4 protein-coding genes and 1 pseudogene are annotated in these 14940 nt (G+C 65.5%); all 5 read left to right on the top strand.

The genetic code is table 11. From position 1 onward, the window contains the following. Positions 1–169: 169 nt before the first annotated feature. The 5 genes and pseudogenes from FLG15_RS12925 to FLG15_RS12900 all read left to right on the top strand — a co-directional run bounded on the left by FLG15_RS12925 (position 170) and on the right by FLG15_RS12900 (position 14811). Entirely contained in the window at positions 170–2518 is a 2349-nt protein-coding gene (locus FLG15_RS12925) for a Tat pathway signal protein (RefSeq protein ID WP_150146486.1), read from the top strand. Between the two features lie 471 nt (positions 2519–2989). Further along, positions 2990–5805 (top strand): annotated as a pseudogene (locus FLG15_RS12920) (TonB-dependent receptor domain-containing protein). Between the two features lie 404 nt (positions 5806–6209). Further along, positions 6210–10568, top strand: a complete 4359-nt coding sequence (locus tag FLG15_RS12910; protein ID WP_150146483.1) for an Ig-like domain-containing protein — start codon at positions 6210–6212, stop codon at positions 10566–10568. Then, positions 10565–12151, top strand: a complete 1587-nt coding sequence (locus FLG15_RS12905; RefSeq protein ID WP_057678036.1) for a family 43 glycosylhydrolase — start codon at positions 10565–10567, stop codon at positions 12149–12151. The genes FLG15_RS12910 and FLG15_RS12905 overlap by 4 nt, the downstream gene beginning before the upstream one ends. 314 nt (positions 12152–12465) lie before the next feature. After that, positions 12466–14811 (top strand): S9 family peptidase, encoded by a 2346-nt coding sequence (locus tag FLG15_RS12900; RefSeq protein ID WP_150146479.1) that lies wholly within the window; start codon positions 12466–12468, stop codon positions 14809–14811. Positions 14812–14940: the final 129 nt, after the last annotated feature.

The following is a 14940-nucleotide window of genomic DNA, read 5'->3' as shown; positions in this document are numbered from 1 at the left end:
GGTTTGCGAGGCCAGCGTCCTGGCGCACTCAGGGCCGCCGCGCGCCCAACCGTCAGCGGTCCACGCGTCGGGGCGATGTGCAGATTTCCGCACCGGTGTCTGACCGCCGTCACAAGACGCCGTGCAGCAACGCGCGCACGATGGGCCACGATCATTCGAGGGAGTAACGATGGACCGTAGAACCTTTCTGCGTCGGGGCGTGGCGGCCACCGCGGCGGTCGGTGCAGGTGCCACGCTGGCCACGTCGTCGGCTGCAAGCACGCTGCCGGCGCCGACGCTGCCCCGTCTGGAACCGCTGCCTTCGGCCGCGCATGTCGGCAGCACGCTGTGCAGCTTCACCCACCTGCAGCGGCATTGGACGGTCTACGAGCATCTGGACGACGCGCAAGGCCAGCTCACGTTGTGCACCGACAGCGGCATGTTGCGCCTGGACAAACGCACCGAGCCGGCCTATCCGGCCGGGGGCACGCCGTATTTCGGGCTGCCGCTGGCGCAGGTGGCAATGGCCGAAGCCGACCTGCTGGCCGACCGCCTGCTGCGCGACGGCGACCCGGACGAGGCACAGGTGCGCGATGCCGCGCCGCCGCCTGCCTCCTTGCTCGACCCCAAGGACAACGGCGGCCGCTGGCCGTGGACCACCTTTGTGGGCACACGCGAAAGCCTGGACACCATGCCCATCCTCCCCAACGGTCGCAGCCGCACCTCGCGTCCGGAACAAGCCTTCGCCGAGCTGGGCGAGGAAGCGCTGATCAAGCGCCGCGAAGAAGGCATGCTCGGCGGCTGGATGCCGGCGGTGCGCAAGGTGATGCGCCGTGAGGGCGAGCCCGACAGCTGGTACGACGTGCTGGTGTTTGCCGACGTGCGGGCAAGCGACCGCTTCGTGGTGCAGACCTGGCACCGCACCATGAAGGTCAAGGCCGGCGCCATCGTCGCGGTGCACTACACGCACAGCTACCCCGAATTTGCCCCCTCGCGCAGCGCCGCCACGGCCGAACAGTTCTACGCCGCACTGATCGATTTCGCTGCGTATTGGCAGCAGGCGCTGCAGGGCACCGTGCAGGCGCAGTTTCCCGATGCGAGCTGGAACGACATGGCGCAGTTCGCGTTCGCGCGCGAGCTGGTGGTGCGCCCTGGCGGCGACTACCCGAAGTATGGCGCGGTGGAACGCGATTACTACGGCAACGAATACGACGGTTTTCAGGACACCTTTACCAGCTCGTTGTACGCCAACCTGGAGTGGGGACGCTTTGCACAAGCCGCGGCGGTGCTCGACAACTACTTCGACGCCTTCGTGCAGGACGATGGCCTGCCGAACATGCGCGGGCCGGAAGTCGGGCAGTTCGGGCTCACCTTGTCGTTGCTGGCGCGGTACCTGCGTTACACCGGCGATGCGCCACGGCTGCGCCGCGTGCTGACCAAGATCGCCGCCACCGCGCAGCTGTTGTGCGCCTTGCACGACCAGGCGCTGGCACTGCCGCGCACGGCGCATGGCCATGGGTTGCTGCACGGCTGGAACGAATCCGATGCCTGCCTGTTTCCCGATCCATCGCTATGGTGGAAACCGTATTTCGCCAATAGCGCGCTGACCATTCGCGGCTGGGAAGACATCGCACAGGTGTGGAGCACGCTCGATGGCGATGCCGGCCAGGCCGCGCAATGGCAACGCCGCGCCAAGCAGCTGCGTACGCGGCTGGAGGCCAGCCTGCGTGCCAACGTGCGTCGCGACCTTTCGCCGCCGTACGTGGGTCCGTTGCCCGGGACCACATTGACCTTCCGCCAATCGCTGCTGCAGGAAAAGCCCAGCGAACAGCAATGGCCGCATCGTGCATATGCCGAACTGCTGCAGGCCGATGTGTTGCCGGACGATCTGGCCCACCTGGTGATCGATTGCCTGCGTGGCCACGGCGGCACCAGCATTGGCGTGGTGGCCAACATCGCACCGCCGGAGCCGGGCAGCCGCGATCTGCTCGGTTTCATTTCCTACGGCTACGCGCAACAACTGCTGCGGCTGGATCGCATCGAAGAATACCTGTTGTTCGTCTACGCGCATCGCTATCAAGTGCACACGCGCGGTAGTTGGACCGCCGGGGAAGTCAGCGGCATCACCGGCGGCATGCCGTTGTTCTGCATCCCGGCGCAGATGACCATTCCCTTGCTGCTGCGCTGGATGCTGGTCAGCGACGACAGCGCCGGCGAGCAGTTGTTTCTCGCGCGTGCGGTACCGCGCGCGTGGCTGGGCAGCGGTGCGCCTGTTGGCATCACCGCAGCGCCAACGCGCTGGGGCACGGTCACCTTGACGCTGCGCACCGACACTGCGGCGCGTTGCATCAGTGCCGATGTGCAATTGCCGGAACGCGCACCTGCACGCACCTGGCTCACCTTGCGCACGCCCGCAGGCACACGCCTGCAGCGCGTGCTGGTCGATGGAAAACCGGCGCGAGTGCAGGGCTCGCATGCGGATCGGGTGGCCTTGCCCGGTGCTGCTGCACTGGTGAAGGTGCAGGCGTGGTACGTCTGACAACCGCGACGCGATGCGCAAGCATCGCCTTGCTGCAGTGTTGCTGGACATGGCGTGCCACAGTGCCGCTTTGCTGATCGCATGCAGGTGCTGTAGTCGATCGTAGAGACCAGGGCACATCGGATGATCGTGTCGGTATGTCGCTGCTTGGGCAATCCAGGCATGCCCGAAAGCAGGCGCAAGCACGCGATTTTCCGCATGCGCCCCGACTAAATTCGTCAAGACGGCGCAGTGCCGTTGTCGCAAGATTTTTTTAACGTAACGCGTGTGTCACAACGTGTGCTCTCAGGGGAAAGCGGTGCCGTAGCAGGTGCCGTCCTTGCATGCGTAGAGACCTGCCGCTGAGACGGCAGGCCGGTGCAGTTTCTGTCGTGATCGATCCCTCCATCTGTGCGCTGTGCCGGTGCGGCTTGGCCGTGCGCGGTCGTGCAGGAAGGTGGCCCGTACCCTGCGTCAGCACGAGGATTTCCGATGTCGTCCAGCCGCACTGCTGTTGCTCCCCAACGACGCGTCTTGCAGACCACCAGGCTCGTCAACGCTGTGTTGTTTGCACTGGCGGTCGCCGCCGTGCCGGCCGCCGCGCAACAGCGTGGCGATGGCGCAGACGATGCCACCCAGACCTTGGATCAGATCAACGTCACCGGCACCCATCTGCGCCGCGTCGACGCCGAAACCGCCAGCCCGGTCGTAGTGATCGACCGGCAGCGTATCGAAGACAGCGGGCAGAGCACGCTGGGGCAGCTGCTGCAACGCTTGCCGATGATGGCCGGCTTCCAGACCGGGCCCGCGCTCAATTCCAACTTCAGTCACGGCCGCGCGCTGGTGTCGCTACGCAATCTCGGGCCCGAGCGCACCTTGGTGTTGGTCAACGGCCATCGCATGGCAGGGCCTGCCAGCAGCGTGGCGTCGGCGCCCGGCGTGGACGTCAATGCAATCCCCGCAGCGATGGTGGAGCGCGTGGAAGTGCTCACCGACGGTGCGTCGTCGGTATACGGCTCCGATGCGATCGGCGGGGTGGTCAACGTCATCCTCAAGGACAAATACGACGGATTCGCTGCCACCGCGGACTACGCGCAGAGCACCCATGGCGATGCCAATCGACGCACGCACGGGCTGGAATGGGGCAAGACCTGGGACCGCGGTAGGCTGATCGTAGGGCTCAGCCGAAACTCGATGAACCCGGTGTTCAATCGCGACCGCAGTTATGCGGCAAAGCAGGTGGAATATCTCGATGGGCAGGTCAGCGAGGTTCGCGGAGCCAACACCCGCGCCTTCCTGACCGACGGGCGCGTGCTGACGCCGGTGGATGGCGTCGCGCCGGGGCCGGTCGGCGAAGAGGCGTTTCGCCCCTACAATCGCGCCACCGACAGCTACAACGTCTACGACGCGCAGTACCTGATCACCCCGATCAAACGCACCAATGCCTCGCTGCACGGCAGTTTCGACTTCAACCCCAGCGTGCAGGGCTACATGGACGTGTTCTGGACGCGCAGCAAGACGGTCTCGCGCTTGGATGCCTACGGGCTGGAAATGCCGGACGCGGTAGACAACTACTACAACCCGTTCGGCGATCAACTGGACGCCTACTATCTGCGCTCTCCGCAGGCCAATACGCGCGTCTACACCTCCACCATGTTCCAGACCAATATCGTGGCTGGCTTGCGCGGGCGCGTGGATGGCACCAGTTGGCAGTGGGATGCGGCGGCCGGCCATGCACGCTACAAGGACACCTTGGTGCGCACCGGTTTTTCGATCACCTCGGCGTTGAACAACGCAGTCGGTGCTTCGTTCCTGGACAGCGACGGAGGAGTGAAGTGCGGCGCGCCGGACGCAGTGATCGCCGGTTGCACGCCGATCAATGTCTTCAACCCCAACGACCCGGCCACCATCGCCGCATTGCGTGGCACGCAGCGGCCGGTGGACCTGATTGACAAAAGCCAGATGCGCTTTGTCGATATCAGCGCCAATGGCGATCTGTTCAAGCTGCCGGCCGGAATGGTGCAGGCGGCCATCGGCCTGGTGTATCGCACCAACACGTTCGCGCAGGGCACGACGAGCGAGGTGGCCGCTGCCGATGCCGATGGCAATTGCGACTACAACGATGGCTGCATCCTCAAGCAGGGGCGCGATGAGTCGGTCAGGGAAGCCTATGCGGAATTGCTGCTGCCACTGTTGAAGGATGTGCCGTTCGCCCATGTGTTGAACCTGAATCTGGGCTCGCGCTATTCCAACTACGACGCCTGGGGCAGCACCACCAACAGCAAGCTTGCGATCGAGTGGCGGCCAATTGCGAATCTGCTGGTCCGCGCCACCGGCTCGCAGGTGTTCCGGGCGCCGGCATTGGGCGATTTGTATGGCTCGCCCTACAACAGCGTGGTCGACAACACCGGCGATTTCGAGGACCCGTGCACAGGCTTGACCGGCGCGCCGAATCCGGCCTGCGCGAACGTGCCCAACGATGGCAGCTTCACCAACACTGCGCAGTTCAACGTGGTGACCTCCGGCGCCAATAACGTGGGCTTCAAGCTCAAGCCCGAGCGTGGCCGCTCCTACAATGTGGGCGTGGTCTACGACCCGGATCGGTTGCGCGGGCTGTCGCTCAACGTGGACAGCTGGCGAGTCGTGCTGGACGACATGCTGAGCGGTGTCGGCTATCAGCAGGTGGTCAGCGATTGCTTCGACGGCAGCGAAGCCGCCTTCTGTCCGCTGATTCAACGCGATGCCACCGGACAGCTGACGCGGGTGTCGGTGCCGTTCGCGTACAACAGCGGCAAGGTCGATATTCGCGGCTACGATGCCGGCATTCACTACACGCTGGCCGATACTGCCTGGGGCACGTTTGCGCTGGGGCTGGATGCGACGTTCTTCTCCAGCTATCGCTTTGCGGGCGATTCGCATAATTACGTTGGCGAAAATTCCAGCTGGGGCAACAGCCGCGCTGGCGCGCCGTGGCCAATCTGGCCTGGGACAAGGGCCCGTGGCATGCGAGCTGGAACGCCCGTTACCTGGGCCGCACGGTCAACGGTAGCCAGTACGAAAATTTCTGCGTCGACACCAATGCCGATGGTAGCTGCGCCTACTTCCCAATCGGCTCGGTGGTGTATCACGACGCCTCGCTGAGCCGGAAGATCGCATCGCTGCATAGCACGCTGGCGGTGGGCATCGACAACCTGGGCGACCGCAAGCCGCCACGGTTCTATAGCTACTCCAATGCGGCCAATACCGAAGCGAGCACCTACGACACGCTCGGGCGGTATGTCTGGAGCCGGCTGCGCGTGGAGTTTTAGGGCGGCTAACAAGGCAGCAAACAGATGTCAGGCAACGTAGACGGCGCACCGCCCTTGGAACGCAGTGGACGCGCGGTACATGCCGCACCGAGCAATGGCGCGCCAAGTTGGCGCAAGGCTGGGGTTGCCCTGCATGGCCTGCGTCAGCCGGTGGGTGCGCGGCCGGCGGTTCGCGTCATCTGTCGCCACGATCGCTACGCGTGGCGGCAGACGACGCACAGCAAGGTTCGCATTGCATCGCTGCACTTCGTGTTGACGCAGGTGTTGCCGGCGCAAACAACTATAGTGAGGCGGCTGCGTTACATCGCTTGCGATGCAATAGGGAGTATCGCCGCTGTTTATTGTCCGATGCGCACCAGCCGCCGCATCGATCGCGCTGCCTTGCACGCTAATGAGATGGATGCATGAGGAATTTACGCTGGAAGTTGTTCCTGGCGCGGCACCGGCGCTGGTTGCGTTTGACCCGACGCACCGGCGCTGCTGCGCTGTTGTGGACATGCGTCATGCTGGGCTGGCCGCTTGCAGTCGCCCAGGAAGCGCCGATCGCCCAGCCCAACGCGATGATCGGCGAGCCGCTGTTCCACGGGCTGGACCACCCGATGCCCGACAGCGCGGTGCCGTTTGCGCCCGGCGGACAACTGGCACGGATCTACGCGGCCGATGTCGCGCATGGGGCAGGGCAGGTGCCGGGCAACGATTTCTGGATCGACCGCATGCTGGTGCGCGAGGGAACCGGCGGCGGTTTCGACGATCGCAACGACTGGCTGTTTACCCGCGGCCGTGCCGCGTATCTGACCTATCACGCGCCCGATGCGCCGGGATTCGTTGGGCAGGTGGCGTATTGGCATGCCACCGACTACGACGCGCTGTTCCACATCCACTCCACGCTGGGCAAGCGTCGTATCCACTGGAAGGAGGTGTCGCAGCAGCGGCGTCAGACGCCGAGCTATTTCACCACAGTGTTCGAAGATGCCGACGCGGGCGTGCGCATGCGCTTGGTCAAGTACATCACCGAGCAGAACGTGGCGGTCGCCAGCGTCGTGCTGTCCAGTCTGGATGGCGCAGCGCACACGCTATCGCTGCAAGCGGTGTCGCCGATCGCCCAGCATGCCGACGGCAACGAGTTGACCGGTGCATTCGACGCCTACAACCACATCACGACGGTCTTCCCCCGTCTGTCCGGCGATGGCTTCCGCGTCGAGGGGCAGCAGCTGGTGCGCGATGTGGAGATTCCTGCCAGTGGCGAAACGGCGGCAATCAAGCTGCAGCTCGGCATGCTTACCCGCGAATTGCCCGAAGCCCGCGCCGAGTACACGCGGATTGCCGCGCAGACGCCGCAGCAGGCCTACCAGCAGCACGTGGCCAGCTATAACCGCTGGTGGGTGGACAATCTGCCGTACCTGGATACGCCCGACGAGAACATCAGTAAGAGCCTGTTCTATCGCTGGTGGGTGCTGCGCTTCAACTTCCTCGATGCCAACGTCCCCGGCAACGACTACCAGTTCCCGGTCGCCATCGAGGGTGTGCTTGGCTACGACAATGCCATCGTGCTGACCGCCGGGATGTTCCTGGACGATCTGAAATACCTGCGCAATCCGCTGTACGCCTATGGCACCTGGCTCAGCGCGGGCGAGACCGCGGGCGGTGGCAAGTACACCGACAACCCCGGCTCGCCGGAGAACTGGTCCAACTCCTATGCGCAATACATCACGGCCGCGGCATGGCGGTCGATGCAGATCCATGGTGGGCCAGCGGCGCTGGCGGGCAAGCTGGCACGCTATGGCAGCGGTGACGTGGACGGCGTACTGGCGGCCTACGATCTCAATCACAACGGTTTGATCGAATACGACTGGGCGGCGATGACCGGCAACGACGCCGACGCGGTGTCGTTCGACTGGGCCGACCAGCACGGCCAGATCCGCATGGACCGCACCGAGAGCGCCTACGTCTACGCCAATGCGCAGGCGGCGGCGCAGGCAGCGATGCTCGCGGGCGACACCGCTACCGCGCAGCGCATGCAGGCCACCGCGCGCCGTATCCGCAAGGCTGTGCTGGACGTGCTGTGGCAGGACCACAGCGACGCGCCCGACTCAGTTGGCCTGTATGGCGATCTGCTCAAGCATCGCCAGGCCGACGGGCCGCGGCTGGCGGTCGACTGGAAGGAAACCAACAACTACTACCCGTTCAGCGTGGGCTTGATGCCCAAGCAGGGCGATTCCGACTACGCCCCCAAGTATGTGCGCGCCTTGCGGCTGTTCGCCGACGCAGCGCAATACCCGCTGTTCCCGTTCTATACCGCCAACCAGGTGGACATGCAGGCGCGCGGCAGCGGCACCGATGTGGGCAGCAACAACTTTTCCACCATCAATGCGACGGTGGCATTCCGTCTATTCGGCTCGGCCCTGCGCGATTACCCCAGCCCGTATCTGAACGCGCAGAGCTACCGCAAGCTGCTGTACTGGAATGCCTGGGCGCCCTTTATCAATGGCGACAATCGCTACCCCGACCAGAACGAATTCTGGGCCAAGGGCAGTGCCAAGAACGGCGGCAAGATCGGTTATCGCTCCTGGATCCACCATACCCAGCTGGGGGCGACCAACTTCAGCATGATCGAGGATGCGATGGGCTTTCGCCCGCGCAGCGACGGCAAGATCGAGTTGTATCCGATCGATATCGGCTGGGACCATTTCGCCGCCGACAATCTGCGCTATCGCGACCGCAATCTGAGCATCGTCTGGGATCGTGATGGCAGCCATTACGGTGGCCGGCTGCCGAAGGGCTATAGCGTCTATCTGGATGGCCGCCTGGCGTTCCGTGTGGACCGGTTGGCGCATGTGGTGTACGACCCGGCCAGCGGCCAGGTCAGTGCCGCGCCGGACGCGGTCAACCGCAATGGCACCGCGCAGGTGCTGGAAGCGCATCCCGCGCCGCTGGCGTCGATGACGCAGGTGCCGTTCGCGGCCGGCTCGCGGATCGCGCAGATCCTGGCCAAGGCCGGTGTGGATGTGACGCTGCCGCCCGCGCACAGTCGCGATCTTGCCGAGGGTGCCCGTGTCAGCGCCAGTTTCGCTGCCGCAGGTTTGCCGGCGACGGCGGCGGTAGACGGCAGTACTGCCAGTACGCCGTTCTGGGGTACCGCCGGCTCGCCGTCGGCCAGCGACTGGATCGCGCTGGACCTGGGCAGCCTGCAAACCGTGGATCAGGTCGTGCTGTACTTCTATCGCAGCTCGTCGCCGGGCGGCGATCAGAACGGCTTTCCCTCCGGAACGCTGCCTGGCTACGCGGCACCGTGGATCTACACCGTGCAATATCAGGACGGCAGCGGTGGATGGAAGAACGTTCCCGGCCAGGTCCGCGATGCCACGCTGGCGGAGGGCAATCGCAATCGGGTGCGCTTTCCGGCCATCCGCACTGCCGCGCTGCGCGTGGTGGTGACGCACGCTGGCACGGCGCGCACCGGCATCAAGGAAATCCAGCTGTTCGATAGCGGCTTGCCGGCGCCGGCATTTGCGGGCAACACGCCGCCGCAGGTGCAGGCATGGCAGCTGGACACGCCGGGCGCCGATGGCGCGGTGGCGGTGCAAGGCCGCGTTGGTGATGACGGCTTGCCCACTGGCACGCTGCAGGTGCGCTGGCGCGTGCAGCAGGCCCCGGAAGGTGGCGATGCGGTGTTTGCCGATGCCGCCGCGCTACAGACTTCGGTACGTTTCACCCGTGCCGGGCAATACATCTTGCGATTGGTCGCCAACGATGGGGCGCTGATGGGGCATGCCGATGTGCAGGTCAGCGCCGCCGCCTCGCGCCCGCTGCAGAGCATCCCGTTGCAGGCCGTGGCCGCTGTCAGTGCGCAACTCACCGGCATGCAATACCGCGTGCAGGCCTTGAACGATGGCTTCATCCCGCAGCCGGGCAGCTTTCCCAGTGGTAGCCTGCGCTGGGGCAGCTATGGGCTCGACCAGCCAGCGACAGTGTGGTTGCAGTATCAATGGCCACGTCCGGTGCGCTTGTCGTCGAGCACGCTCTATCTGTGGAACGACCAGCCCAATGGCGGGGTGGCAGCGCCTGCTGGCTGGAAGTTGCAGATGCTGCAGGACGGACGTTGGCAGGACATCGTCAGCAAGAGCGGCTACCCGATTGCCGCGGGGGCGACAGGTGCGGCGAGCACCGCCAGCTTTGTGCCGGTCGTAACCACCAGGCTGCGCGTGGTGTTGACGACGCAGACCAAGGGCGACGGACATGCCGCCATCGGTGTGGACGAATGGCAGGCGCTGTCTGATCTGCCCAAACAGTTGGAGACGATCGATCTGCGGACTGCTCCCGGGCAACTGCCGACGCTGCCACAGGAGATCACCGCGTTCTTTGCCGATGGCAGTGTGCTGCCGGTGGCGGTGCAGTGGTCAGAGCTGGCCGCCAGCCGCCTGGGCCACGAAGGTACGGTGGAACTGCAGGGCTTGGTGGAAGGCGCGATTCCCGTCAGGGCCACCATCTGGGTACGCGCGACGCCGCCGGCTCAGATCAACACCGTGCAGCCGTTGCCGACGGTGAGCGCGGTGGTTGGGCATGCACCGACGCTACCGGGCTTTGTGACGGTGCAATACAACGACGGCTCGCGCGAACGCTTGCCGGTGCAATGGCCAACCTTGCAAGCGGAGCGTTACGCACAGCCTGGCGAACTCCAGCTCACCGGCACCGCGCAAGGGCGTGCACCCACCGGACACGTGTCGGTGACGCTGCTGGTGCAGATCAAGGCGGCTGCGCCATGATGCGCACGTTTTTACGGTTGCTGGTGGTGACGTGCGGGTTGTTGCTGGCCAGCGCTCCGGCCTGTGCCTTACAGCCGCCGCAGGCAACGCGGCTGCATGCACCCGGCAATCCCATCCTCGCCGACGGCAGCACATATTCCGCCGACCCTGCGCCGCTGGTGGCCGATGGCAAGCTGTACATCATTGCCGGCCGCGACACCGCGGCTCCCAATCTCAATGCGTTCGTCATGCCTGGCTGGCAACTGTTCGTCAGCAGCGATCCGGCCAGCGGCGACTGGACCCACTACCGCGATCTATTGCGGCCGCAGCAGGTCTTTGCCTGGGCAGACAAGCGTCATGCCTACGCGGCGCAGATCGTGCAGGGCCCGGATGGGCGCTATTACCTGTATGCGCCGGTGCAGCAGCGCGATTCGCCCAATGCCGACCCATTCGCGATCGGCGTGGCGGTGGCCGATAGTCCGCTCGGCCCTTGGACCGACGCGCATCCGCAGGGTCCGGTGGTCTCGCAGTCGGTGCCGGGCCACAACGACATCCAGAACATCGACCCGACCGTGCTGGTCGACGACGACGGACGGTCGTATCTGTATTGGGGCACCTTCGGTGCGTTGTACGGCGTGGAGCTGCAGCGCGACATGATCAGCTTCAAGGGCACGCCGATCCGCGTGGACACGCTGGACGGTTATTTCGAGGCGCCCTGGCTGTTCAAGCGCAACGGCACCTATTATCTGGCCTACTCGGCCAACAACGCCGGGCGTCTTTCGCCATGCACGCCCACGCTGTATCACGCCTGCATTGCCTATGCGAGCGCGCCAACCCCGCTGGGTCCGTGGACATATCGCGGCATCGTGCTGCGGCCGGTGTCCTCGACCACCTCGCATCCGGGCATCGTCGAATTTCAGCGGCAGTGGTATCTGGTGTATCACACCGCCGATGCGCACGGCGGCGGGCATTTCCGCCGCAGCGTGGCGATCGACCGGCTGGAATGGGACGACAGCACCCAGCCGGCCAGCATCCGCACCGTGGTGCCGACGCGGCGTCCAACGCCACCTGCGCCGCCCACGCGCAATCAAGCGCCGTCGGCCTATGCAACTGCATCCAATGGCCCGGATATCCCGGTGCAGTACTGGATCGCCGCGCTCAACGACGGCATCGTCAAGGCCAATCCCTTGCCGCCGGAGATGTGGGGCAGCTGGACGGACCACAACCCATCGCAGCAGTGGATCCAATACAGCTGGGCGCAACCGATCACCGTGGATCGCACGCGCATCGTGTTCTGGGCCGACCACCCGGCCGGTGCCGACGTCGGCGTGGCACCGCCGGCGCGTTGGCATCTGGAATACCGGAGCGCGGGGCGATGGCAGCCCGTGCAGCCGCGCGATGGGTATGGCAAGCGTCCCGATCACGATGAAGCGGTGTCGTTCGCGCCGGTGACGACGCGCTGCGTGCGCGTGGTCATGGACGCCTCCGGCAACCCGGCCAGCTACGCCGCGCTGGCAGTGCAGGAATGGGAAGTGCTGGCGCCACAGCCACAACGGCTGCCATCTGCCACAGCCGCCGACAGCACGCATTGCGATGCGCCGTGAAGCAACTGACAAGGCACCGCGTGCGGCAGCCGAACGATGGCTGAGGGTGCGCGAGCAGTGCAGTGCACTGGCGGGGTACAACGAACTGGCTTGCGCGCACTGGCCGCGCATGCCTTGCGAACGTGTCCCAAGTGGTTCAGGCGCGCTGACGTGCGTTGCTCCACATTGCAAGCAGTTGTGTCGCCCCGCGCAGCCGTCGCGTCTGCTCTCCTGGCCGGCCTGTCGCAGCGTCCTTGGCGTATGCCTGCCGCAGCGGTTGCGGCCAGCGGCTCGGCCATCGTCCATCAACGCCGCACTGTCTTTCCAACGCTTCGATGAGGTCGCAGGTGCCACAGATCCCCGTCATGCGCTTTCGCACCATCGCCACCTGGTGCGTGTCGCTCGCCCTCGCGCACATCGTGTCGGCGACTGCGGCACCACTCGCCGCCCCCACGCCAGCGCAGTACACGCAAGCGATGGGCTTGTCCGATCGCTATGCCTCGCTGGTGGACCGGCAGCCTACGGCGCCGGTGTGGGTGGATGCCGGGCATTTTCTGTATCGGCGTGGGGTGGCACGCAGCAACCAGTTGCCGGCCATCGAATACCGCCTGGTAGAGGCGGCCAGTGGCCGCAACACACTGGCCTTCGATCACGCGCGACTGGCCGCCGCGTTGACGCAGGCTGGTGCCAAGGCAGTCGACGCAGCGCGACTGCAGCTCGAGGAGCCCACCCTGGAACAGCAGCGCCTGAGCTTCCAGCTGGCGAAACTGGGCTGGCAATGCGATCTGCGGCGCTATCGCTGCGCACATCTGCCCGAACGCGACCTGCCAGCCGAATCGATGGACATGCGCCTGCCGCACAAACAGGGCGAGCAGCAGGCCAAGCAATCGCCGGATGGCCGCTGGCGCGCCTGGGTGGAGCAGGGCAACCTGGTCATCGCACCGGTCGGCAGTCACGAACGCAGCGTGCTCAGCCAAGATGGCAGTGCGCAGGACTACTACGCACTCGACAGCGTGGTGTGGTCGCCGGATTCGCAGCATCTGGCGGCGTATCGGGTCAAGGCACCGCCGCCGCGGATGGTCTATTACATCGAGTCGGCGCCCGCTGATCAGCTGCAGCCGAAGTTGCATCAGCAGGTCTACCCCAAGCCGGGCGATGCATTGCCGGTGATGCAACCGGTGCTGTTCGACATCGCCACGCACGCAGCGCATCCGGTGGCGATGACCTTGCTGCCCAATGCCTTCACCTTGAGCGAGATGGTCTGGTGGAACGACAGCCGCGGCTTCACCTTCGAATACAACGCGCGCGGGCACCAGCTGTATCGGGTGATCGAGGTGGACGCACGCACCGCCACCGCGCGCACGCTCATCGAAGAGACATCGCCCACCTTCATCGAATACTCCGAGCTCAGTGGCGAGCATGAAGACGGCGGCAAGCACGCGCGCCAGGATCTGGACGATGGCGGGCAAATCGTGTGGGCCTCCGAGCGCGATGGCTGGGAGCATCTGTATCTGTACGATGGCCACCGCGGCGAGGTGATCCGCCAGATCACCCGTGGCGACTGGGCAGTGCGCAAGCTCGATCGCATCGACGAAGCCGCAGGGCAGGTGTATTTCACCGCCTCGGGCATGCAGCCCGGCGAGGACCCGTACTATCGCCATGCCTATCGCGTCGGCCTGGATGGCCGCGGGCTCACCGCATTGACCCCGCTGGCTGCCGATCATGAGGTGCGCTATTCGCCTGATGGAACATGGCTACTGGATCTGTATTCGCGCGTGGATCTGGGCCCGGTGCTGGAACTGCGGCGCAGCGCAGATGGCGGGCTGGCACGCACGGTGGAGCGCACCGACCTGAGCCGCCTGCTGGCGGCTGGGTGGCAGGCGCCGCTGCCGTTCCACACCACCGGGCGCGATGGCAAGACCGAGATCTGGGGCGTCATCCATCGCCCGCAGCAGCTCGATCCGCAGCGGCGCTACCGGGTCGTCGAAGACATCTATGCCGGCCCGCAGGGCTCGTTCGTCCCCAAGCGCTTTAGCACCGCCACACCGTCGCTCACCGGGATGGGGTTTGCGGTGGCGCAAATCGATGGCATGGGCACCAACAACCGCTCGCGCGCCTTCCACGATGTGGCCTGGCGCAACCTCAAGGACGCCGGCTTGCCGGATCGTATCGCCTGGCACAAGGCCGCCGCGGCGCAGTACCCGTGGTACGACATCGGCGGCGGTGTCGGCGTGTACGGCACCTCCGCCGGCGGGCAGAACGCGTTGGGCGCGCTGTTGTTTCATCCGGAGTTCTATGTGGCGGGTGTGGCCAATTCCGGGTGTCACGACAACCGCATGGACAAGATCTGGTGGAACGAACAGTGGATGGGCTGGCCGGTCGGGCCGTGGTACGCCGCCTCGTCGAACGTGGAGAACGCCGCGCGCCTGCAGGGGCATCTGTTGCTGGTCACCGGCGACATGGATATGAATGTCGACCCGGCCAGTACCTTCCAGGTGGCCGATCGCCTGATCAAGGCCGGCAAGGACTTCGATCTGCTGGTCGTGCCGGGCGGCGACCACGGTGCCGGTGGCGACTACGGCAGGCGCCGTCTGCTGGATTTCTTCCTGCGCTGGATGCAGCAGGCACCCACCCCGGAGTGGAATCGCAATGCAGCAGCGCCAGCCGCACCGGCGCCGTGATGCGCGTACGCTGCCGTTCGCGTGCGTCGATTTGACGTGCGCGGCACACCCAGCCCGATGCCCCGGTCCGCGCACCGATCCTGGTCAGCTTGATCTGCACTCCAATCGCCGCAAGCAGTGCGCAAGCGT

The organism is Xanthomonas phaseoli pv. dieffenbachiae, from assembly GCF_008639345.1.
Lineage (GTDB): Bacteria > Pseudomonadota > Gammaproteobacteria > Xanthomonadales > Xanthomonadaceae > Xanthomonas > Xanthomonas phaseoli.
This window is presented reverse-complemented; position numbering and strand designations above follow the sequence as displayed.

Excerpts from the sequence above, each read along its gene's own strand:
- FLG15_RS12925 (WP_150146486.1), top strand. The coding sequence starts at position 170 with ATGGACCGTAGAACCTTTCTGCGTCGGGGCGTGGCGGCCACCGCGGCG.
- FLG15_RS12910 (WP_150146483.1), top strand. The coding sequence starts at position 6,210 with ATGAGGAATTTACGCTGGAAGTTGTTCCTGGCGCGGCACCGGCGCTGG.
- FLG15_RS12905 (WP_057678036.1), top strand. The coding sequence starts at position 10,565 with ATGATGCGCACGTTTTTACGGTTGCTGGTGGTGACGTGCGGGTTGTTG.
- FLG15_RS12900 (WP_150146479.1), top strand. The coding sequence starts at position 12,466 with ATGAGGTCGCAGGTGCCACAGATCCCCGTCATGCGCTTTCGCACCATC.